The 21462-nt window shown below is 59.2% G+C and carries 23 protein-coding genes and 1 tRNA gene; 6 read left to right on the top strand and 18 right to left on the bottom strand.

The window, feature by feature from the left end; translation table 11 throughout:
* Positions 1-45: 45 nt before the first annotated feature.
* The 8 genes from ychF to PSH79_RS23035 all read right to left on the bottom strand — a co-directional run bounded on the left by ychF (position 46) and on the right by PSH79_RS23035 (position 6962).
* Positions 46-1146 carry a redox-regulated ATPase YchF gene (gene ychF / locus PSH79_RS23070; protein ID WP_122604793.1) on the bottom strand — a complete coding sequence of 367 codons (1101 nt, stop codon included), beginning with the start codon at positions 1144-1146 and terminating at the stop codon, positions 46-48.
* A gap of 22 nt (positions 1147-1168) precedes the next feature.
* Positions 1169-1753, bottom strand: coding sequence for an aminoacyl-tRNA hydrolase (gene pth / locus PSH79_RS23065; protein ID WP_016773203.1), 585 nt, complete (start codon positions 1751-1753; stop codon positions 1169-1171).
* A 171-nt stretch (positions 1754-1924) separates the two neighbouring features.
* Positions 1925-2527, bottom strand: coding sequence for a 50S ribosomal protein L25/general stress protein Ctc (locus PSH79_RS23060; protein ID WP_025109353.1), 603 nt, complete (start codon positions 2525-2527; stop codon positions 1925-1927).
* Positions 2528-2668: 141 nt separating this feature from the next.
* Positions 2669-3610 carry a ribose-phosphate pyrophosphokinase gene (locus PSH79_RS23055; protein ID WP_003171603.1) on the bottom strand — a complete coding sequence of 314 codons (942 nt, stop codon included), beginning with the start codon at positions 3608-3610 and terminating at the stop codon, positions 2669-2671.
* Between the two features lie 45 nt (positions 3611-3655).
* A tRNA-Gln gene (locus PSH79_RS23050) sits at positions 3656-3730 on the bottom strand.
* A gap of 36 nt (positions 3731-3766) precedes the next feature.
* Positions 3767-4618 (bottom strand): 4-(cytidine 5'-diphospho)-2-C-methyl-D-erythritol kinase, encoded by an 852-nt coding sequence (gene ispE / locus PSH79_RS23045; RefSeq protein WP_305439776.1) that lies wholly within the window; start codon positions 4616-4618, stop codon positions 3767-3769.
* Between the two features lie 2 nt (positions 4619-4620).
* A complete protein-coding gene (lolB, locus tag PSH79_RS23040; protein ID WP_305439774.1) occupies positions 4621-5238 on the bottom strand; it encodes a lipoprotein insertase outer membrane protein LolB in 618 nt (205 codons plus the stop codon).
* On the bottom strand, positions 5238-6962 hold the full coding sequence (locus PSH79_RS23035; RefSeq protein ID WP_305439773.1) for a tetratricopeptide repeat protein: 1725 nt from the start codon (positions 6960-6962) through the stop codon (positions 5238-5240). Before PSH79_RS23035 ends, lolB begins: the two co-directional genes overlap by 1 nt.
* Positions 6963-7144: 182 nt before the next feature.
* Here PSH79_RS23035 and hemA point away from each other — a divergent pair, with 182 nt between their 5' ends.
* From hemA to PSH79_RS23005, 6 genes are all read left to right on the top strand, one after another.
* Complete coding sequence (hemA, locus tag PSH79_RS23030) at positions 7145-8431, top strand: glutamyl-tRNA reductase (protein ID WP_007951716.1); 1287 nt, start codon at positions 7145-7147, stop codon at positions 8429-8431.
* On the top strand, positions 8428-9510 hold the full coding sequence (prfA, locus tag PSH79_RS23025; RefSeq protein WP_305439772.1) for a peptide chain release factor 1: 1083 nt from the start codon (positions 8428-8430) through the stop codon (positions 9508-9510). Before hemA ends, prfA begins: the two co-directional genes overlap by 4 nt.
* A complete protein-coding gene (prmC, locus tag PSH79_RS23020) occupies positions 9511-10341 on the top strand; it encodes a peptide chain release factor N(5)-glutamine methyltransferase (protein WP_305439771.1) in 831 nt (276 codons plus the stop codon). It begins immediately after the preceding gene.
* A complete protein-coding gene (locus tag PSH79_RS23015) occupies positions 10335-11090 on the top strand; it encodes a molybdopterin-synthase adenylyltransferase MoeB (RefSeq protein ID WP_305439770.1) in 756 nt (251 codons plus the stop codon). Before prmC ends, PSH79_RS23015 begins: the two co-directional genes overlap by 7 nt.
* The gene (gene murI, locus PSH79_RS23010; RefSeq protein WP_305439769.1) at positions 11083-11874 is read left to right on the top strand and encodes a glutamate racemase; all 792 of its coding nucleotides are present in this window, start codon (positions 11083-11085) and stop codon (positions 11872-11874) included. Before PSH79_RS23015 ends, murI begins: the two co-directional genes overlap by 8 nt.
* Before the next feature lie 112 nt (positions 11875-11986).
* Positions 11987-12505, top strand: coding sequence for an acyloxyacyl hydrolase (locus tag PSH79_RS23005; RefSeq protein WP_305439768.1), 519 nt, complete (start codon positions 11987-11989; stop codon positions 12503-12505).
* A gap of 96 nt (positions 12506-12601) precedes the next feature.
* On the opposite strand, the gene PSH79_RS23000 is transcribed toward PSH79_RS23005, so the two are convergent.
* From PSH79_RS23000 to PSH79_RS22955, 10 genes are read right to left on the bottom strand one after another with little or no spacing between them, the layout of a single operon-like run.
* Positions 12602-12907, bottom strand: coding sequence for a YkgJ family cysteine cluster protein (locus tag PSH79_RS23000; RefSeq protein WP_187678048.1), 306 nt, complete (start codon positions 12905-12907; stop codon positions 12602-12604).
* 53 nt (positions 12908-12960) lie between these two features.
* Positions 12961-13452: a DUF2878 domain-containing protein gene (locus tag PSH79_RS22995; RefSeq protein ID WP_305439767.1), complete on the bottom strand. Its 492-nt coding sequence runs from the start codon at positions 13450-13452 to the stop codon at positions 12961-12963.
* A complete protein-coding gene (locus PSH79_RS22990) occupies positions 13445-14716 on the bottom strand; it encodes a cyclopropane-fatty-acyl-phospholipid synthase family protein (RefSeq protein ID WP_305439766.1) in 1272 nt (423 codons plus the stop codon). Before PSH79_RS22990 ends, PSH79_RS22995 begins: the two co-directional genes overlap by 8 nt.
* The gene (locus PSH79_RS22985; protein WP_305439765.1) at positions 14703-15518 is read right to left on the bottom strand and encodes a DUF1365 domain-containing protein; all 816 of its coding nucleotides are present in this window, start codon (positions 15516-15518) and stop codon (positions 14703-14705) included. The genes PSH79_RS22990 and PSH79_RS22985 overlap by 14 nt, the downstream gene beginning before the upstream one ends.
* Positions 15515-16762, bottom strand: coding sequence for an NAD(P)/FAD-dependent oxidoreductase (locus PSH79_RS22980; protein ID WP_305439764.1), 1248 nt, complete (start codon positions 16760-16762; stop codon positions 15515-15517). The genes PSH79_RS22985 and PSH79_RS22980 overlap by 4 nt, the downstream gene beginning before the upstream one ends.
* A complete protein-coding gene (locus tag PSH79_RS22975) occupies positions 16759-17541 on the bottom strand; it encodes an SDR family oxidoreductase (RefSeq protein ID WP_305439763.1) in 783 nt (260 codons plus the stop codon). Before PSH79_RS22975 ends, PSH79_RS22980 begins: the two co-directional genes overlap by 4 nt.
* Positions 17538-17960, bottom strand: a complete 423-nt coding sequence (locus tag PSH79_RS22970) for a nuclear transport factor 2 family protein (RefSeq protein WP_305439762.1) — start codon at positions 17958-17960, stop codon at positions 17538-17540. Before PSH79_RS22970 ends, PSH79_RS22975 begins: the two co-directional genes overlap by 4 nt.
* Positions 17953-19398 (bottom strand): deoxyribodipyrimidine photo-lyase, encoded by a 1446-nt coding sequence (phrB, locus tag PSH79_RS22965; protein ID WP_305444068.1) that lies wholly within the window; start codon positions 19396-19398, stop codon positions 17953-17955. The genes PSH79_RS22970 and phrB overlap by 8 nt, the downstream gene beginning before the upstream one ends.
* 20 nt (positions 19399-19418) lie before the next feature.
* On the bottom strand, positions 19419-20360 hold the full coding sequence (locus tag PSH79_RS22960; protein ID WP_305439761.1) for a MerR family transcriptional regulator: 942 nt from the start codon (positions 20358-20360) through the stop codon (positions 19419-19421).
* Positions 20360-21322 carry a DUF523 and DUF1722 domain-containing protein gene (locus PSH79_RS22955; RefSeq protein ID WP_305439760.1) on the bottom strand — a complete coding sequence of 321 codons (963 nt, stop codon included), beginning with the start codon at positions 21320-21322 and terminating at the stop codon, positions 20360-20362. Before PSH79_RS22955 ends, PSH79_RS22960 begins: the two co-directional genes overlap by 1 nt.
* Between the last annotated feature and the right edge of the window lie 140 nt (positions 21323-21462).

Here is a 21462-nt window from a genome sequence, read left to right as displayed (position 1 = left end):
CAAAAAAGCCGCGTATCAAACGCGGCTTTTTCTTGGGCGTGTCGCTTACACGTTAAAGCGGAAGTGCATCACGTCGCCGTCTTTGACGATGTAGTCCTTGCCTTCCAGACGCCATTTACCGGCTTCTTTGGTACCGGCTTCGCCCTTGTACTGGATGAAGTCGTTGTAGGCGATGACTTCGGCGCGGATGAAGCCTTTCTCGAAGTCGGTGTGGATCACGCCGGCAGCCTGAGGTGCGGTGGCACCGACTTTGACGGTCCAGGCGCGGACTTCTTCGACACCGGCAGTGAAGTAGGTCTGCAGGTGCAGCATTTCGTAACCGGCGCGGATCACGCGGTTCAGGCCAGGCTCTTCCAGGCCCAGGGCCTCCAGGAACATGTCCTTCTCTTCGCCGTCATCCAGCTCGGCGATTTCCGCTTCGATCTTGTTGCAGACCGGAACGACCATGGCGCCTTCTTCTTCGGCGATGGCCTTGACCACGTCCAGGTGCGGGTTGTTCTCGAAACCGTCTTCAGCGACGTTGGCGATGTACATGACCGGTTTGGTGGTCAGCAGGTGGAAGCCTTTGATCACTGCCTTTTCGTCAGCGCTCATGTTCTTCATCAGGCTGCGCGCAGGCTTGGCTTCGGTGAAGTGTGCGATCAGTTGCTCCAGCAGAGCCTTCTGGACCACAGCGTCCTTGTCACCGCCCTTGGCGTTGCGTGCGACTTTCTGCAGTTGCTTCTCGCAGCTGTCGAGGTCGGCGAAGATCAGTTCCAGGTCGATGATTTCGATGTCGCGTTTCGGATCGACGCTGTTGGAAACGTGGATCACGTTTTCGTCTTCGAAGCAGCGCACGACGTGAGCAATGGCGTCGGTTTCGCGAATGTTGGCCAGGAACTTGTTGCCCAGACCTTCACCTTTCGAAGCGCCGGCTACCAGGCCCGCGATGTCGACGAATTCCATGGTGGTCGGCAGGATACGCTTTGGATTGACGATGGCCGCCAGTGCTTCCAGACGAGGATCGGGCATCGGCACGATGCCGCTGTTCGGCTCGATGGTGCAGAAGGGGAAGTTCTCGGCCGCGATACCGGATTTGGTCAGGGCGTTGAACAGGGTGGACTTGCCGACGTTAGGCAGGCCGACGATGCCGCAATTGAATCCCATGGTGTTTCCCCTCGGAGTAGAGTCAGGCCTTCTGGCTGTGCAGGTTTTTCATCGCGCGGTTCCATTCACCGGCGAGGATATCCGGCAGCACGCCGAGGGCAAAGTCGATGCTGGCATCGAGTTTTTCCTGTTCGGCGCGTGGCGCACGACCCAGGACGAAATTTGAAACCATACTGGCGACGCCCGGGTGACCGATGCCAAGCCGCAGGCGGTAGAACGTATTCTGATTACCCAGTTGCGCGATGATGTCGCGCAACCCGTTGTGACCGCCATGGCCGCCGCCCTGCTTGAGCTTGGCGACGCCCGGAGGCAAGTCGAGTTCGTCGTGCGCCACGAGGATTTCTTCAGGCTTGATGCGGAAGAAACCGGCGAGTGCCGCCACGGCCTGGCCGCTGCGGTTCATGTAGGTGGTGGGAATCAGCAGACGAACATCCTGACCCTGATGCGAATAGCGCCCGGTCAGGCCGAAATATTTGCGATCGGCCACAAGATTCACATTCTGTGCGTGGGCGATGCGCTCAACAAAAAGGGCCCCTGCGTTATGCCGGGTCTGTTCGTATTCGGCGCCTGGATTACCCAGGCCAACGATCAGTTTGATGGCAGTCACGATAGGGGCCCTTCCTTGGAGTGGTGGATAACATCGCCGCGATCAGGGAAAGCGGCGAAAGTGGACGAAAATTGCTCATTTACCATGAATGTAAACTCCGCGTTCTCGCCCGCTTTCTCGCTACGTTCCAGTCCGCGATGTTACCTGCTCACTCAGGCATTACAGAGTGAATTACTCTGCTGCGCCTTCTTCGGTAGCTTCTGGAGCAACACGTGGAGCGTGGACGTTGGCAACAGCCTTGTCATCGCCGTGTGCCAGAGCAACGAACTCAACGCCTTTAGGAGCTTTGAGGTCCGACAGGTGAATGATCGAACCGATTTCAGCGTTAGCCAGGTCGACTTCGATGAACTCAGGCAGATCTTTCGGCAGGCAAGTCACTTCGATTTCAGCAACAACGTGCGAAATCTCGCCGCCTTTCTTCACTGGAGCAGCTTCGTTGATGAAGTGCACAGGAACGATAGCGGTCAGTTTCTGGCCAGCTACAACGCGTACGAAGTCAGCGTGCATCACGTGGCCTTTGGCCGGGTGACGTTGCAGAGCTTTGATGATTACGTTTTGCTTGGTGCCACCAACGTTCAGCTCGATGATGTGGCTGTAAGCCGCTTCGTTTTCGAGCAGTTTGGCAACTTCTTTGGCCAGCATGCTGATGGATTCAGGGGCTTTTTCGCCACCGTAAACAACAGCTGGAACCAGAGCGGCGAGACGACGCAGGCGGCGGCTCGCACCTTTCCCCAAGTCGGAACGCACTTCAGCATTCAGAGTAAAATCGTTCATTTTGTATCTCCAAAATAGCCATGACCGAGCGGCGTTTGCGACCAGCGCCAAACACGGTATGGGCAAAAAAGCCCCGCCCCGACAGGAATGCCGGGGCGGGGCGCTTTTCGTCAACGAGACATTTCGAGAAGGGCAGGGCCCTTAACGGAACATCGCGCTGATCGATTCTTCATTGCTGATGCGGCGAACCGCTTCGGCAACAACCGGTGCGATATCCAGTTGACGGATACGTGCACAGGCTTGTGCTGCAGCGGACAGCGGGATGGTGTTAGTGACCACCAGCTCGTCCAGCACGGAATTTTCGATATTCTCGATGGCCCGACCCGACAGCACAGGGTGTGTGCAGTAGGCAAAGACCTTGGCTGCGCCATGCTCTTTCAGGGCCTTGGCCGCGTGGCACAAAGTGCCGGCGGTATCGACCATGTCATCGACCAGAATGCAGGTACGCCCTTCGACATCACCGATGATATGCATCACTTCAGAGTGATTGGCTTTCTCACGGCGTTTGTCGATGATCCCGAGATCCACGCCCAGCGACTTGGCAACAGCACGTGCACGCACGACGCCACCAATGTCCGGGGACACGATCATCAGGTTTTCGAAGCGCTGATCTTCAATGTCATCCACCAGAACCGGGGAGCCGTAGATGTTATCTACCGGAATATCGAAGAAACCCTGAATCTGGTCAGCATGCAGATCAACCGTGAGAACACGGTCGATGCCGACTACGGTAAGCATGTCAGCGACGACTTTCGCGCTGATAGCCACACGTGCGGAACGCGGACGGCGATCCTGACGGGCATAACCAAAATAAGGAATAACAGCAGTGATACGAGTAGCCGAGGAGCGGCGGAAGGCATCAGCCATCACTACCAGTTCCATCAGGTTATCGTTGGTCGGAGCGCAAGTCGGCTGAATAATGAAAACGTCTTTACCGCGAACGTTTTCATTGATCTCGGCAGTAATTTCGCCGTCGGAAAACTTGCCGACAGAGATGTCACCGAGAGGGATATGCAGCTGACGTACAACACGCCGAGCCAGATCGGGGTTAGCGTTCCCCGTAAAGACCATCATCTTGGACACGCGCAGTACCTAGAGGCTGAGGGTAACCTGGATGAGTATAGAAAATGGCAGGGGCGGCTGGATTCGAACCAACGCATGGCAGGATCAAAACCTGCTGCCTTACCGCTTGGCGACGCCCCTGTATCTGTTGCATCAAGTGCCGAGCACTTGGTTCCTTTAGAGCAGACTTTGCAGCTTGCGATGCAACATCGAAACGTTGCTTCCTTTTGCTACAAACCCTGTAAGGGTCTCTGTCAGAAGGGCCGAGACTTTATCAGCTTCAGCTTTGCTTGGGAAGCCCCCAAACACACAACTTCCAGTTCCGGTGAGCTTTGCTTCGGTAAATTTACCTAACAAATCCAATGCGTTACGTACTTCTGGATAACGCCTTGCAACCACCGGCAAGCAGTCATTTCGACTGTTTCCCTCGGGAACGGGGCGCACTTTAATGGGCGGCGTGTTACGTGTCAACAAAGGATCGGAAAAAATTTCTGCCGTACTTACAGCGACTTGCGGCACAAGCACGAGATACCACGGTTCTTCGGGATCGACCGGGGTGAGTTTCTCGCCTACGCCCTCGGCAAACGCTGCGTGGCCACGGACGAAAACCGGAACATCAGCGCCAAGCGACAAGCCCAGTGCGGCGAGTCGATCTTCGTCCCAGCACAACTGCCACAGATGATTGAGACCGAGCAGGGTTGTCGCCGCGTTGGAACTGCCGCCACCAATGCCGCCACCCATGGGCAGAATCTTGTCGATCCAGATGTCGATGCCAAGAGAGCAACCGGATTGTTCCTGCAACATCTTCGCCGCGCGCACGATCAGGTTGCTGTCGTGGGGCACGCCAGCGAATTCGGTGTGCAGTTGAATCACGCCATCATCGCGAACGGCAAAAGTGATTTCGTCGCCGTAGTCGACAAACTGAAACAGCGTCTGCAACTCGTGATAACCGTCTTCACGGCGACCAAGAATATGCAGCATCAGATTGAGTTTGGCCGGCGACGGCAGAGTCAGGCGTGCAGCGCTCATGCTTATTGCCCCAGTTTGCGCGGCTGCCAGGTCTTGATAACCAGCGTCACGTCCAGGTCAGTGCCGTGCAGTTTGATGCGCTCGGGCAACCAGTAACCGTTTTGTTCGGTGTAGGCGGTGTATTCGACTTTCCAGCCATCCTGTTCAAGGTTGGCCAGGCGACTGTCGGCATCCAGACTCAGACGGCTTTTGCTTTCCGGCGCTGGCAGGCCACGCACCCACCAGGCGAGGTTCGACACTGGCAGTTTCCAGCCAAGTTGCTCTTCCAGCAGCGTTTCCGGCGACTGCGATTCATAGCGACCCTGATTGGCGACCTCCAGCGACACCTTGCCAGGGCGCCCGGTCAAACGTGCTGCTCCACGACCCAGCGGGCCGGAGAGGCGAATGTCGTAATAGTCCTGACGCTGCAGCCAGAACAGCGTGCCGCTGCCCGAGTCTTTCGGGGCGCGGATGCCGATCTTGCCGTCGATCTGCCAGCCGTCAAGGCCGGTCAGTTGCTGTTTGTTCGCGGCCCATTGAGCCGGACTGCCGTGGCCTTCGACCGATTCGCGAGCGCCAAAACCCGCGCAACCTGTGAGCAGGGCGATGAAGCTGAAAACAATAACGTGGCGCAAAAACATTAAAGAGTCTCGGATCCGGTCAGGCGCTTGATGGTGCTGCGCAGAATGGTGCTGTCGGGCTGATCCTTGAGGAATTTGCCCCAGATTTGTTTGGCTTCGCGCTGGTTGCCCTTGGTCCACAGGACTTCGCCCAGATGTGCGGCGACTTCGTGATCAGGGAAACGCTCCAGCGCCTGGCGCAGATATTTCTCGGCGTCGTCCAGGTTGCCCAGGCGGTAATTCACCCAGCCGAGGCTGTCGAGTACTGCCGGGTCTTCCGGGTTGATCTGGTGCGCCTGCTCGATCAGCGTCTTGGCTTCAGCGTAGCGGGTGGTGCGGTCGGACAGGGTGTAGCCCAACGCGTTCAGCGCCATGGCATTGTCCGGATCGCGCTTGATGATCAGGCGCAGGTCTTTTTCCATCTGCGCCAGATCGTTGCGCTTTTCCGCAAGCATGGCGCGGGTGTACAGCAGATTCAGATCGTCCGGGTATTGCAGCAAGGCTTGCTGCAAGACTTTCATGGCCTTGTCTTCCTGTTTGTTGGCCGACAGGGTTTCCGATTCGATCAGGTACAACTGGATCGCGTAATCGGGTTGTTCGTCACGCTCGGCCGCCAGTTTGCTTTGTGCTTCGGCGGTTTTGCCGTTGTTCATCAGAATGTCGGCCTGACGCAACTGCGCGGGCAGATAGTCATTGCCCGGGCCGACCTGGGCGTATTCGATCAGTGCGCCTTGCGGGTCATTACGCTCTTCGGCGATACGACCGAGGTTAAGGTGTGCCGAATCGACATGGCTTTCACGGGCGATCAGGTCTTCCAGATAACCCTTGGCCTCGTCCCAGGCCTTGGCTTCCAGGCACACCAGCGCCAGCGAGTAACGCAGTTCGTCGTCTTCCGGGTATTGCTGAACGAGGCTGGAGAACTCGGCCTTGGCGTCCTCCATCCGGTCCTGTTCAACCAGCATGCGCGCGTAAGTCAGGCGCAGACGCTTGTCGTCCGGGTATTTCTTGATGTTCTTTTTCAGCAGCGGCAGGGCTTCGTCGCCACGGTTCAAGAGTTGGAGAAGACGTGCGCGCAGCAGGATCGGGGCAATTTCGCCGTCTTCCGGCGGATTGTCTTCGAGCAGGGCCAGTGCCGCTTTGTTGTCGCCATCCTGCTGCATGAGCAGGGCCTTGCCGAAAATCAGCTGACTGTTGTTCGGGTGACGCTGCAACAAACGGTCGAAACTTTTCATCAGGCCGTTGCGGGTTTCCTGATCCGTATCGGCCGCCGACAGTGCGAGGAAGTCGAAATGGGTGTCGCCCTTGCCTTGCAGGACTTTCTCCATATAGACCATCGAATCGTCGTAACGCCCGGCGCGTGCCAGTTGCACGGCGGCGGCGCGTTGCGCTTCGAGATCGCCCGGGGCGTTTTTCGCCCAGATCAGCGCGGTATCGAGGGCCGGTTGATCGGCGCCAAGGTACTCGGCGATGCGGAACGCACGCTCGGAGACGCCCGGATCCTGAGTGTTGATGGCCTGGGTCACGTAGTTGTCCAGGGCAATGTCGAAACGATTGCGCTGGCCAGCGAGTTCGGCGCTCAGCAGGCTGAACACGGTTTCTTCGCTGAACGAGCTGTAAACCTTGGGCTTTTCAGGGGCGGGCGTGGTGTCTTCTACCGACGGCGTACCATTCGGCGCAACGGGGGCCAAGGCCTGGCAGCCGCTGAGGAAGACAAAAGCAAGGAGCAACGCGGAAGATCTATTCATATAGGAAGAGGACGACTAACCTGCGGTCGGATCATCATGACACAAGCCTTCGGCCAAACATAACCGAGTCTCAATTGTGCCCATTATAGGGGCGGACAATTGGGACAATAGTCAGCGGTAGTTGTTCTGAATCTGACGAAGGTGGACAATTGCCGGCTTCACGTCACCATCAGCGACCTTGAATGGCCTTCCTTGCACTCGGTATTAACCACAAGACTGCTTCAGTAGACGTCCGCGAGCGCGTGGCCTTTACCCCTGAGCAACTGGTTGAGGCCTTGCAGCAGCTCTGCCGACTGACCGACAGCCGCGAAGCTGCGATCCTCTCCACCTGCAATCGCAGTGAGCTTTATATAGAACAGGATCAGCTTTCGGCGGATATCGTGCTGCGCTGGCTGGCCGACTATCACCATTTAAGCCTCGATGAGCTGCGCGCGAGTGCTTATGTGCATGAAGATGATGCGGCAGTTCGTCACATGATGCGCGTCGCCTCCGGGCTCGACTCGCTGGTGCTGGGTGAACCGCAGATTCTCGGCCAGATGAAGTCGGCCTACGCCGTGGCCCGCGAGGCCGGCACCATCGGGCCTCTGCTGGGGCGCCTGTTCCAGGCGACGTTCAATGCCGCCAAGCAAGTGCGCACCGACACCGCCATCGGTGAAAACCCGGTGTCCGTGGCGTTTGCGGCGGTCAGCCTGGCGAAACAGATTTTCAGTGATTTGCAACGCAGCCAGGCCTTGCTGATCGGCGCCGGCGAGACCATCACCCTGGTCGCCCGCCATCTGCACGAACTGGGGGTCAAGCGCATCGTCGTTGCCAACCGTACGCTGGAGCGCGCCAGCCTGTTGGCCGAGCAGTTCGGCGCCCACGCGGTGTTGCTCTCCGACATCCCGGCGGAACTGGTGCGCAGCGACATCGTCATCAGTTCGACCGCCAGTCAGTTGCCGATCCTCGGCAAGGGTGCCGTCGAAAGCGCGCTGAAGCTGCGCAAGCACAAGCCGATCTTCATGGTCGACATCGCCGTTCCACGGGATATCGAACCGGAAGTCGGCGAGTTGGACGACGTTTACCTGTATAGCGTCGACGATCTCCACGAAGTGGTCGCCGAGAACCTCAAGAGCCGCCAAGGTGCAGCGCAGGCGGCCGAAGAGATGGTCTCGGTCGGCGCCGACGATTTCATGGTACGCCTGCGTGAACTGGCGGCGGTCGATGTGCTCAAGGCCTATCGTCAACAGAGCGAACGCCTGCGCGACGAAGAGCTGCAAAAAGCCCTGCGCCTGCTGGCCAACGGTGGCAACGCTGAAGATGTGCTCGGCCAATTGGCCCGTGGCCTGACCAATAAACTGTTGCATGCGCCCAGCGTGCAACTGAAAAAGCTTTCTGCCGAAGGCCGCCTCGATGCGCTGGCCATGGCCCAGGAACTCTTTGCCCTCGAGGGCTCACCGGATAGCTTTTCGGATAAAAAACCGCAATGAAAGCGTCACTGCTCAATAAGCTGGATGTTCTCCAGGACCGTTTCGAGGAACTGACCGCGTTGCTCGGCGACGGCGAAGTCATTTCCGATCAGGCCAGATTTCGCGCTTATTCCAAGGAATACGCTGAACTCGAGCCGGTCGTACAAGGCTATAAAAAGCTGCTCAGCGTACAAGGCGATCTTGAAGGCGCGCAGGCGCTGCTCAAGGACAACGACCCGGACATGCGTGAAATGGCCGTGGAAGAAGTCCGCGAAGCCAAGGAATTGCTGATCACGCTGGAATCCGACCTGCAACGCATGTTGCTGCCCAAGGACCCGAATGACGGGCGCAACGTGTTTCTCGAAATTCGCGCCGGTACCGGTGGCGACGAGGCGGCGATTTTCTCCGGCGATTTGTTCCGCATGTACTCGCGTTATGCCGAGCGCCGTGGCTGGCGTGTGGAGATCCTCTCGGAAAACGAAGGCGAACACGGTGGCTATAAAGAAGTCATCGCCCGCATTGAAGGTGACAACGTTTACGGCAAGCTGAAGTTCGAATCCGGCGCGCACCGCGTACAGCGTGTGCCCGCCACCGAATCCCAGGGCCGCATCCACACTTCGGCCTGCACCGTGGCGGTATTGCCGGAGCCGGACGAGCGGGAAGCCATCGAGATCAATCCGGCGGATTTGCGCGTCGACACTTTCCGCTCCTCCGGAGCCGGTGGTCAGCACGTCAACACCACCGACTCGGCGATCCGCATCACACACATACCGACCGGCACCGTCGTCGAGTGTCAGGAAGAGCGCTCCCAGCACAAGAACCGTGCCCGGGCGATGGCGTGGCTGTCAGCCAAGCTCAACGATCAGCAAACCGCAGCGGCGGCCAATGCCATTGCCAGCGAGCGTAAATTGCTCGTCGGTTCCGGCGACCGTTCCGAGCGGATTCGCACCTACAACTTTGCTCAGGGACGGGTCACCGACCATCGCGTCAACCTGACCCTGTACTCCCTTGATGAAATTCTCGCCGGTGGCGTTGACGCGGTGATCGAGCCTTTGCTGGCTGAATATCAGGCTGACCAACTCGCTGCGATAGGTGAATAAATGACCATCATTGCCAGCCTGTTGCGCGCCGCCGAACTGCCGGACTCACCCACCGCGCGTCTGGACGCCGAATTGCTCCTCGCGGCTGCGCTGGGCAAGTCGCGCAGTTTCCTGCACACCTGGCCCGAGCGCATCGTGCCGAGTGAGGCCGCGCTGACCTTTGCCGAATATCTGCAGCGTCGTCGTGGCGGCGAGCCTGTGGCCTACATTCTCGGCCAGCAAGGATTCTGGAAACTCGATCTGGAGGTCGCGCCGCACACGCTGATTCCCCGTCCGGACACGGAACTGCTGGTGGAAGCGGCGCTGGAATTGCTGCCAGCGACCCCGGCCAAAGTGCTCGACCTCGGCACCGGCAGCGGCGCGATTGCCCTGGCTCTGGCCAGTGAGCGTCCGGGCTGGCAAGTCACCGCCGTGGATCGCGTGCTGGAAGCGGTGGCATTGGCCGAGCGCAATCGCCAGCGCCTGCACTTGAACAACGCCACGGTGCTGAGCAGTCACTGGTTCAGCGCGCTGGAAAGCCAGCGTTTTGATCTGATCATCAGCAACCCGCCGTACATTGCCGCCGCCGATCCACACCTGGTCGAAGGCGATGTGCGCTTCGAACCGGCGAGTGCGCTGGTGGCGGGTGAGGATGGGCTCGACGATCTGCGCCTGATCGTTGCCCAGTCCCCGGATCATCTGAAGGCTGGCGGCTGGGTGATGCTCGAACACGGCTATGATCAAGCCGAGTCCGTGCGCGATCTGTTGAACACTCGCGGTTTCGAAGAAGTCCACAGCCGTACCGATCTGGGCGGCCATCAACGCATCAGTCTGGGACGCCTGCCGTGCTGAATGATCAGGAGTTGCTGCGCTACAGCCGGCAGATTCTGCTGCAACACATCGATATCGATGGGCAACTGAAGCTCAAGGACAGTCGCGTCCTGATCGTCGGCCTCGGTGGTCTCGGTGCGCCGGTTGCGTTGTATCTGGCAGCGGCGGGTGTCGGTGAACTGCATTTGGCGGATTTCGACACGGTCGACCTGACCAACCTGCAACGCCAGATCATTCACGACACCAACAGCGTCGGCATGAGCAAGGTCGACTCGGCGCTAAAGCGCTTGAGTGCGATCAATCCCGAGATTCAACTGGTACCGCATCGTCAGGCGCTCGACGAGGACTCTCTCGCCGCTGCCGTTGCGGCGGTGGATCTGGTACTCGACTGTTCGGATAATTTTTCCACGCGCGAAGCGGTCAACGCTGCGTGCGTGGCCGCGGCCAAACCCCTGGTCAGCGGCGCCGCCATTCGTCTTGAAGGGCAACTGTCGGTGTTCGACCCGCGTCGCGCCGAGAGCCCTTGCTATCACTGTTTGTACGGGCATGGCAGTGAAGCCGAACTGACCTGCAGCGAGGCTGGTGTGGTCGGGCCGCTGGTGGGGCTGGTCGGCAGCCTTCAGGCGCTTGAAGCGTTGAAAGTGTTGGTTGGCTTCGGTGAGCCGCTGGTGGGCCGCTTGCTGTTGATCGATGCCTTGGGTTCGCGTTTCCGCGAGTTGCGGGTCAAGCGTGATCCGGGATGTAGCGTCTGTGGGGCGCGCCATGCGTGAGACGCCGGTCGGCGTGTTCGATTCCGGTGTCGGCGGGTTGTCGGTGCTGGCGGAAATCCAGCGCTTGTTGCCCAATGAATCGCTGCTGTACTTCGCCGATTGCGGGCACATTCCGTATGGCGAGAAAACCCCGGAGTTCATCCGTCAGCGTTGCAGCGTGATGGCTGGTTTTTTCCGCGAGCAGGGTGCCAAGGCTTTGGTGGTCGCCTGCAATACCGCGACGGTAGCTGCCGCTGCCGATCTGCGCCGTGACTTTCCCGACTGGCCGATCGTTGGCATGGAGCCGGCGGTGAAGCCGGCGGCCGCTGCGACTCGCAGTGGTGTGGTCGGCGTATTGGCCACCACGGGCACATTGCAGAGCGCCAAGTTCGCCGCTTTACTCGACCGCTTTGCCACCGATGTGCGCGTGATCACTCAGCCGTGCCCGGGCCTGGTCGACCTGATCGAGAGCGGTGATCTGCACAGCGCCGAGTTGCGCCAGTTGCTGCAAAGCTATGTCGATCCGCTGCTGGCCAACGGTTGCGACACCATTATTCTGGGCTGCACCCACTATCCCTTCCTCAAACCGATGCTCAAGTCGATGATCCCCGAGACCATCAGCCTGATCGATACCGGCGCCGCCGTGGCGCGGCAACTTCAACGGCTTTTGGCCGAGCGTGATCTGCTCGCCCAAGGACCGAACCGATCGGTCAGATTCTGGACCAGCGGTGATCCCCAACACTTCAAAAACATCCTGCCAATGCTGGGGCAAGCAGTGGGTGAAGTACAAAACTTCAGTTTGTAAAAAAATTGTGAAATAACCGAAACATCGGCTGAACTTCTGTTTAAGCGCTAGCTTCTATAGCGATGAGTTACCTAGAAAACCAAACGATCGTTCCGGAAAAGGAAGTTTCAAAGTGAAGCGACTATTCTGCTTGGCCGCGATTGCGGCCGCGTTGATGGGGCAAAGTATTACTGCACAAGCTGCCGGCGTTGAATTCGCCGTGGGTGCTACCAGCGATTCGACCATGACCTATCGCCTGGGGATGAATTTCGACTGGGACAAGAGCTGGTTGCAGAGCGACGTTGGTCGCCTTACCGGTTACTGGAGCGGTGCTTACACCTACTGGGAAGGTGACAAGACCTCCAGCAACAACAGCCTGTCTTTCTCGCCGGTATTTGTTTACGAGTTTGCCGGCCAGTCGGTCAAGCCCTATATCGAGGCGGGGATCGGTGTGGCGGCGTTCTCCAATGCCAAATACGAATCGAACAATCTCGGCGGCTCCTTCCAGTTCGAAGACCGTCTCGGGTTTGGTCTGCGCTTCAATGGCGGGCATGAAGTCGGGATCCGCGCGACGCACTATTCCAACGCCGGTCTTGCCAGTGACAACGATGGGGTAGAAAGTTACTCGCTGCATTACACGATGCCGTTGTAAGAAAAATCAAAAGATCGCAGCCTGCGGCAGCTCCTACAGGGAAAAAACACAATCCCATGTAGTAGCTGCCTCAGGCTGCGATCTTTTCGCTTTTAATCAGCGGTAGGCCGTGGCGATACCCTGGCGTTCTTCGATGCATTCCGGTGCACCCATCTCGAACTCGCGGCAGATCAGCGGGCGCTTCTCGTAAATCGTGCACATCATCGTGTCGCGATCCAGCGCCGCACACCAGCCGTCGTCCAGACGCAGCATCACTTCGCCGCCCCATTCATCAGTATCGATAAAACGATCAGGCACGCCCGTGTCGGTGATCAGCATCACTTCGAGCTGGCAGCAGCATGCTGCGCACGTCGAACAGGTGACTGCCGGTTCGGTGATTTGCTGGTGGGGAATGGTTTTCATGGCCGGCAGTGTAAGGCAGAGCTCGCCGAGTGTGTGAAAGCTCTGACGGACGCTCAGTGACTCAAGCGTCTGGCCATGGTGTGCAGCAGTGGAAACAGCAGCGCCCAGAGCAGGCCGATGCCGATCAGTGTCGGTAACTCGCCGTAGGGGAATTGCACCCCGGCCAGGCGCCCGCCACCGTAGTAAGACATTGCACCACCGACCGCGCCGAGCCCGCTGGCCAGCCACCATGGGCTGGCAGTCCACTCAAGGCAATGACGCAAGGTCGTGGCGAGCAAGGCCCACAGCAACATCAGCCACAGCGGAATCAACGGTGACTGATCCTGAAAATCGAACACGCCGAGGGCGCGCAAGACGCTGTCCACCGCCGTGCCGACGATTACCACACTGAGCACCAAACGGCCTTCAGCCGCCCAACTGCTGATCCAGCGCAGATGAATCACCAGCACCGCCAATGCCAGCAGCAACCACAGGCTGTTGCCGCCGAGCACACAGACCAGCCAACCGAGCTGGAACAGCACGGCATTGGCGATCCGCTCAAGCATCGAAGCGGCCGAGCAGCGGCGCGGGCATGGCGGCCGGTTTGGCCAGCAACAACTGCGCGGTGCCGATGGTGCGTTCGAGGAATCCGCCCTCGCAGTAGCACAAGTAAAACTCCCACAGTCTGAGGAAGTAATCGTCGTAGCCCAACTCGCTCAAGCGACTGTGGGCGCGACGAAAGTTCTCGTGCCACAGGCGCAGGGTTTTTGCGTAGTGCAGACCGAAGTCCTCCATGTGCAGCAGGTTCATGTCGGTGTCGCGGCTGACCACTTCGAGCATCTTCTGCACAGACGGCAAGGCGCCGCCAGGGAAGATGTAGCGCTGGATAAAGTCGACCCCGCGTTTGGCCTGCTCGTAGCGCTGTTCGCGGATGGTGATTGCTTGAATCAGCATCAGACCGTTGCTCTTGAGCAGGTGCGCGCATTGTTTGAAATAAGTCGGCAGGAAGCGATGACCGACCGCTTCGATCATCTCGATCGAGACCAGTTTGTCGTACTCGCCGGTGAGGTCGCGGTAGTCCTTGAGCAACAAGGTGACTTGATCATGCAGGCCCAGCTGTTCGATGCGCTGAGCGGTAAAGGCGTACTGCTCTTTCGACAACGTGGTGGTGGTTACCCGGCAGCCGTAGTTCTGCGCCGCGTAGAGGGCCATGCTGCCCCAGCCGGTGCCGATTTCCAGCAGGTGATCCTCGGGTTTGAGTGCGAGCTTCTGGCAGATGCGCTCCAGTTTGTTCAGTTGCGCCTGTTCCAGACTGTCTTCGGGAGTGAGGAATTGCGCCGCCGAATACATCATGGTCGGGTCGAGAAACTGTTCGAACAGATCGTTGCCCAGATCGTAGTGAGCGGCGATGTTCTTCTGCGAGCCTTTGCGCGTATTGCGATTGAGCCAGTGCAAGCCCTGCACCAACGGTCGCCCGAGGCGGGCCAGACCGCCCTCCATCGCATCGAGTACTTCAAGGTTGCTGACGAACACCCGCACCACTGCCGTCAGATCGGGCGAACTCCAGTAGCCGTGGATAAATGCCTCGCCAGCGCCAATCGAACCGTTGCTGGCGACCATGCCCCAGACCGCCTGATCCTGGACATGAATTTCCCCGAGTAATGTGCTGCCAGGGGTGCCGAACAGCAGACGTTCGCCATCCTCGATAACCACCAGTTGCCCGTGTTTGAGCTGACCCAGCAGGCGCAAAACGCCACGGCGCAGGAGCGAGCCGGTCAGGCCGTTGGTACTGAACAGATTGGCTTTGGCCGAGACGCTAGAGGATTTCATGGCGGCGCTCCTTGGGAAGCACGGTGGCGGTTTGAAAGCTGCCGTCAGCAGCCTTGTGAGTGAAGATCGGTGCACGCTTGAGCAACAGGCGCAGTGCCTGCCAGTAAATCGCCAAGGCTGTTTTTGCCGTCATCCATGGAAAACGACGCAAATAGCGATGCAAGTTAGGGCGGTCGAGTGTTTCGCGTTTCAGGCTGAGGGTGGCGTCGAACAATTTGTGTTCGCCCTGCCAGTCCGCCATGTGAACGCCGAGGCTTTGCGCGGCGGGGCTGAAACTCATGCGGTATTCCAGATCGGGCGGCAGAAAAGGCGAAACGTGAAAGGCTTTGGCCACGGCGAAATGTTGATGGAAGTCGTGCAGATCCACCCGTGGGCTGGCGGGCAGTACGTAGTGATAACGCTCGCGCCACGGGGTGTTGGTGACTTCGCAAAGAATGGCCGCAAGTTGCCCGTCAGGTTCATGGCAATAAAAAAAACTCACCGGGTTGAACGAAAGGCCCCAACTGCGAGGCTGGGTCAGCAGGCAGATCGAACCCTGTGGCTCATACCCGATGGCCTCAGCGACCCGCTGGCGCACAGCATCGATCAGGCGAACGCCACGACCGGTGAAGGTTTTCAGGTAGTCCGTCTCGCGGAAGGAGAACGGCGCAAATCGACTGCGTCCCGCCAGTGGCGATAAACCCAGCACCGCGTCCTGCTCGGCCAGATCCAGATACAGCAGACCAATCCGGTAACGAAACTCATGCCGGCGCGGCGCAAAGCGGCGGTGGCCGATCCAGCCGCTGTACAGGGCGCTGTTCATAAGGTTTCCCCGAACGCGGCGGCCACGCGCAAGCCGCTGACCACACCATCCTCATGAAAACCGTTGGCCCAGTAGGCACCGCAGTAATGGGTGTTCTGCGCGCCGTCCAGTTCGGCCCAGCGGTTCTGCGCGGCTACCGCTGTGAGGCTGAACTGCGGGTGGGCGTAGGTGTATTTGGCGAGTACCTTGAACGGACTGATGCCGGCACTCTGGTTGAGGCTGACGCAGAACGTGGTGTCGCTCTCAATCCCTTGCAGGATGTTCATGTCGTAAGTGACGGCCGCGTGGGTATGGCCGGCACCGGTCAAGCGATAATTCCAGCTCGCCCATGCGAGTTTGCGTGTCGGCAGTAGACGCGTATCGGTGTGCAGCACGACTTCGTTGTCGGCGTAGGGCAGGGCGCCGAGAATCGCCCGTTCGGCGTCGCTCGGGGTCGCCAGCAGTTGCAAGGCCTGATCGCTGTGGCAGGCGAACACCACTTTGTCGAAATGCTCGATGCCCGCCGGGCTGTGGATAATCACGCCGTGTTCGTCGCGATCGACTCGGCTCACCGGGCAGTTCAGGCGGATCCTGTCTTTGAACGATGCGGTCAGCGGCGCGATGTAGGCGCTGGAACCCCCGTCGATCACCCGCCATTGCGGGCGGTCACTGACTGACAGCAGGCCATGATTCTTGAAGAACCGCACAAAGAATTGCAGCGGAAAATTGAGCATCTCGGCCATCGGCATCGACCAGATTGCCGCGCCCATCGGCACGATGTAGTGCAGGATGAAGCGCTCGCCATAACCGCCGGCCTTGAGGTAATCATCCAGGGTCATGTCGGCCGCGATGCGCTGTTCGGCAAGGTCGCGCTGGGCTTCTTTGTTAAAGCGCAGGATGTCGCGCAGCATGCCCCAAAACCCCGGCGACAACAGATTGCGCCGCTGGGCGAACAGGCTGTTGAGGTTGTTGCCGTTGTATTCCAGACCGCTATCCGGATCGGTCACCGAAAAGCTCATTTCAGTAGGGCTGGATGTCACACCGAGCTGATCGAGCAAGCGGATGAAGTTGGGGTAGGTCCAGTCGTTGAACACGATGAAACCGGTGTCGACCGCGTACTGACGTTCGTCGACCGTCACCTGCACCGTGTGCGTATGACCGCCGACCCAGTCGCCGGCCTCGAACACGGTGACGTCATGGCGACGATTGAGCAGGTAGGCGCAGGTCAGGCCCGCGATCCCGCTGCCGACGATAGCTATCTTCATACTGGATCTCGCAGCGGTGGTGATTTGCGCACCATGCGTTTGCCGATTGCCAGTTGCAGGCGGGCAGGCAGTTTCGACAAGGGCCACAGCGCCGCCATGAACAGCGCCGGGAAGGCGATCTCCAATGGTCGATCATTGAGTTTGGCGAAGATGTGCCGCGCGGCTTTATCCACAGGCCAACTGAGCGGCATCGGAAAATCGTTTTTCGCGGTCAGCGGAGTTTCGACGAAACCCGGACTGACCACGGTGACTTCAATGCCCTCATCCGCCAGATCAATGCGCAACGATTCGAACAGATAACGCAGCCCTGCTTTGGACGCGCCGTAGGCTTCGGCCCTTGGCAGCGGCATGTAAGTCACCGAACTCGCCACTCCGACCAGATGCGGCGCGATGCCTTTGCGCAGCAAGGGCAGGGCGGCTTCGATGCAGTAAGCGCTGGCGAGCAGATTGGTGCGCACCACGTGCTCGACGATGGAGGCATCGAACTGCCGGGCGTCGACATATTCACAGGTGCCAGCATTGAGGATCACCGTGTCCACTGAGCCCCAGGCCTCGTTAATCTGTTCGCCGATTTCCCGGACCGTCTGGCTGTTGGTCAGGTCTCCGGGCACTACCAGCACTTGTCCCGGGTAGCGTTGTGACAAGACCTTGAGTGGGGCGAGCTGGCGTGAGCTGACCGCCAGATGCGCGCCGGTTTTCAGTATCTCTTCAGCCAAGGCCGCACCGATGCCACTGCTGGCACCCGTCAGCCAATAACGCCGTGGAGGTGTACGACTCATCCCATTCTCCTTTTCAGCCAGGCGATCACCCGGCCCAATACTGGCAAGTGTTCATAGAGCAACGCCCCGGCATCGAAATAATCCCGATGGCGATAAACCTTGTCGCGCCAAAGCAGGTGCGAGCAACCGCTCACCCGGATCACCCGACCCCCGGCCAGGCGTGGATGGCGATAGCTCATGACCCAGCGCAGGTAGCCTTCACCGTCGCTGATCTGGTCGAACCCGTGGAAGTCGAAGCGCAGCTCGCTGACGTTGGCGTACAGCTCACTGAAGTAGTCACGCAATTGCGCCAACCCCTGTACCTCGTGCAGCGGGTCGGTGAAGTGAACGTCATCGCTGTACAGCTCGCCCAAACGGTGCAGGTTGTCTGAATTCAATTCGGCAAACTGGTGGGCGAAGCGGCGCAGGAATTCACTCATGATCGCCTCCGGCCGGTTGGCGGGCGGGCAGATTTTTGAACGCGGTCAGCGCCCGCTCCCGCGAGGCACTCAGATTGACGATTGGCGTTGGGTAATCCGCCACACCGAACAAGCCGCCGGCACTGGCCGGGTTATGCACAGTTTTTTTGTCGAGGCCGGCCAGTTCCGGCAGCCAGTGCTTGATGAACAAGCCTTCGCTGTCGAATTTTTCCGACTGGCTCAGTGGATTGAAAATGCGGAAATACGGTGCCGAATCGGTGCCCGTCGACGAGCTCCATTGCCAGCCACCGTTGTTCGCGGCCAGATCTCCATCAATCAAATGCCGCATGAAAAAGCGTTCGCCTTCGCGCCAGTCGATCAGCAGGTTCTTGGTCAGGAACATCGCCACGACCATGCGCAGGCGATTGTGCATCCAGCCGGTTTCGAGCAATTGGCGCATGGCGGCATCGATGATCGGCAGGCCGGTGCGCGCCTCTTGCCATGCGGCGAGGTCCTCCGGTGCGTTGCGCCAGGCCAGTGCTTCGGTTTCCGGACGGAACGCGCGGTGGCGCGAGACCCGTGGATAACCCACCAGAATGTGTTTGTAGAACTCGCGCCACAGCAACTCGTTGATCCAGGTGACGGCACCGACTTTGCCGCTTTCGAACTCGCCCTGATTGCTTTGCAGGGCGGCGTGCAGGCATTGGCGCGGCGAGATCACACCGGCGGCCAAGTACGCCGACAGCTGACTGGTGCCGGGCTTGGCCGGGAAGTCGCGCTCGCTTTTGTAGTAATCGATTTGGGCGTCGGCGAAGGTGTCGAGACGCCGACGGGCCTCTTGTTCGCCGGCAGGCCACAGGTCACGCAGTGACTCGCTCGGTGTGGCGAAGCCTTTGACGGACGCAGGAATCGGATCACTGTCGATGTTCAATGGCGACTGTTTGCCGGGGGCTTTTACCAGCGCCGGCATCGCGCGATGCAGGCGCTCGTAACAGACCTTGCGAAACTGGCTGAATACCTGAAAGTAGGTTCCGGTCTTGGTCAACACGGTGCCGGGCTTGAACAGCAATTGATCGAGGTAACTGCGAAAGTCGATGCCTTCGGCCTGCAATGCCTCGCCCACGGCTGCGTCACGGCGGCTTTCGTGGATGCCATATTCCTCGTTGACGTGCACCGTTTCGATGTCCAATTGCCGACAGAGTTGGAGCAGTTCCGCCGGCGCCTGATCCCAGTGCGCCGCCGTGCGAATCAACAACGGAATGTTCAGGGCGCCGAGACTTTTACTCAGCTCATTCAGATTGCGCAGCCAGAAGTCGACCTTGCATGGCGCGTCGTCATGTTCTTGCCACTGTTGCGGGCTCAACAGATACACGGCGACCGTCGGACCGCGCGCTGCGGCGGCCGCGAGGGCAGTGTTGTCGTGTTGGCGCAAGTCGCTGCGCAGCCAGATCAATTGCATGTCGGTATTCGCCGCGCTCATTAAATCAGCCCTTGCTGAACGAGGATCTGGTGCGCCGAAAGCGCATCTTCAGCCAGGTACAAGTCAGCCGTTTCTGAGGTTTTTACGGACAACTCGGCGTGGTGGATGCATACCGTTGGTCCGACAATGATTTTCGTGCAACTCACGCCGGCCAACAGTTTCGGCAACTGCGCAAGCTGCATGGCTTTGCTGGAATACAGCAGTACGCCACGGGCTTGTAGATGTTCAACCGTCAGTGCCAGCTCCCCGGCCGGTAACGGCCAGTCAAACACTTGCACAGGGCAATCGGCGCTGCTGATCAGCCACGCACATAGCCACAGATGAGGTTCCAGTGGCAGGTCGGAGTGGTTGATCAGCAGCAGGGGCGCAGCGTGCAGTTGATGATTGTTATGGTAGATGCGTGCGCCAAATTTGCTGCGTAGCCACGAATAAAAGAACACGCGTTCCATCTGCGCGCCGAACTGGCCCTGCCAGCGCTGTTCCAGTTCTTCCAGCAGCGGCATCAACAATTGCTCGCACAATGTGCGCGGCGGGTAGAGCGCCATCGCTTGATTGACGCTGTCGTCGACGGTGCGCTCATCGAGTTGCGTAACGGCTGCCAGCAGGGTCTGGCGCAACCGTTGCCAGTCGTTTTCCACCGGTTCGCTGAATGCCTGCGGCGTGTCGAGCAGCGGCTTGACCAGGCTGACCGCAACGCCGCGGTTGAGCCAGGTGAGGATGGTCAGAATGCGTTGTACGTGCTCGGCCGAATACAGCCGATGCCCCTTCGGTGTGCGTTGCGGGATGACCAGTCCATAACGACGCTCCCACGCACGCAGCGTGATCGCATTGACGCCGGTCTGGCGCGCCACTTCGCGGATCGGCAGCCAGCCTTCGTCGAGGGCTTTCTTGAAGTCGGCGCCGAGGTCTTCCTGGGCGCTTGAATCGGGTTTTTCGTTCATTAGATAGCGTTTCGCAAGCTGAGATTTTCCGGATGCGGTTGCAGGTAAACCTGCTGCGCAATATAGGGATCCGGATGTTGGCGAAAGTGATGTTTGAGCAGTGTCAGCGGTACCACCAGCGGTACGATGCCGTGGCGGTACTGGCCGATCACGTGCTGCATTTCCTGTTTGTCTTCGGCAGTGATGACCTGCTTCAGGTAACCGCTGATGTGCTGCAGGACGTTGCTGTGGGTGCGCCGGGTCGCGCACTTTTTCAACGCAGCCATCAGCTCGCTGAAATAGCGAGGCCCCAGTTCCGCCGGGTCGCTGTGGCCCATGTTGCCGAGCATGTTGCCCAGCGTTTTGTATTGCACCGGGTTATGGGCCATCAGCAGGTATTTGTAGCGCGAGTGGAATTCTGTGAGAACGCGGCGACTCAAGCCTTGGGCAAGCACCTGCTGCCATTCGCGGTAGGCGAGCACGCGGGTGATGAAGTTTTCCCGCAGCACCGGGTCGTTCAAGCGTCCGGCTTCTTCCACCGGCAAGTCCGGGTGCTGCGCGCAGAAGGCCTGCGCGTAGATGCCGCGACCGCCGCCGTTCACCGGAGCGCCGTTGGCGTGATAGACCTTGACCCGTTCCAGCCCGCAAGACGGCGATTGCTGCATGAAGATATAGCCGCAGAGGTCACCGAGTTCAGCGGCCATTTTCTCGCCGTACTCAGCCAGTGGCGTGGTGACGTTGATCGCCGGGTTGACGGTGCCGACGGCCTCCGGGCTTTCAGGATTGCCTATCAGGCGAATCGGTTCGCGGGGAATACCCAGGCCGATGGCGACTTCCGGGCATACCGGAACGAATTCGAAGTGTTCAGCCAGTGTGCGGCTGCACAGTCGCGATTCTTTGTGTCCACCGTTGTAGCGCACCTCGGCGCCCAGCAGGCAGGCGCTGATGGCTATCTTGGGTTTGAGCTGGGACGCTTCGGACATGGGCACCTCGAATCTATACCTGTACAGAGAGCTATCTCTGTACAACATTTCTCTCAGCATAGATTCATGGGTGTACAAGTCAAATCATTTGTATAAGTTTTTGGATTAATTGCGGTCCCTGTGGGGGGCGCCTGCTCGCG

Source organism: Pseudomonas sp. FP2196, assembly GCF_030687715.1.
In the GTDB taxonomy this organism is placed as follows: Bacteria; Pseudomonadota; Gammaproteobacteria; order Pseudomonadales; family Pseudomonadaceae; genus Aquipseudomonas.
This window is presented reverse-complemented; position numbering and strand designations above follow the sequence as displayed.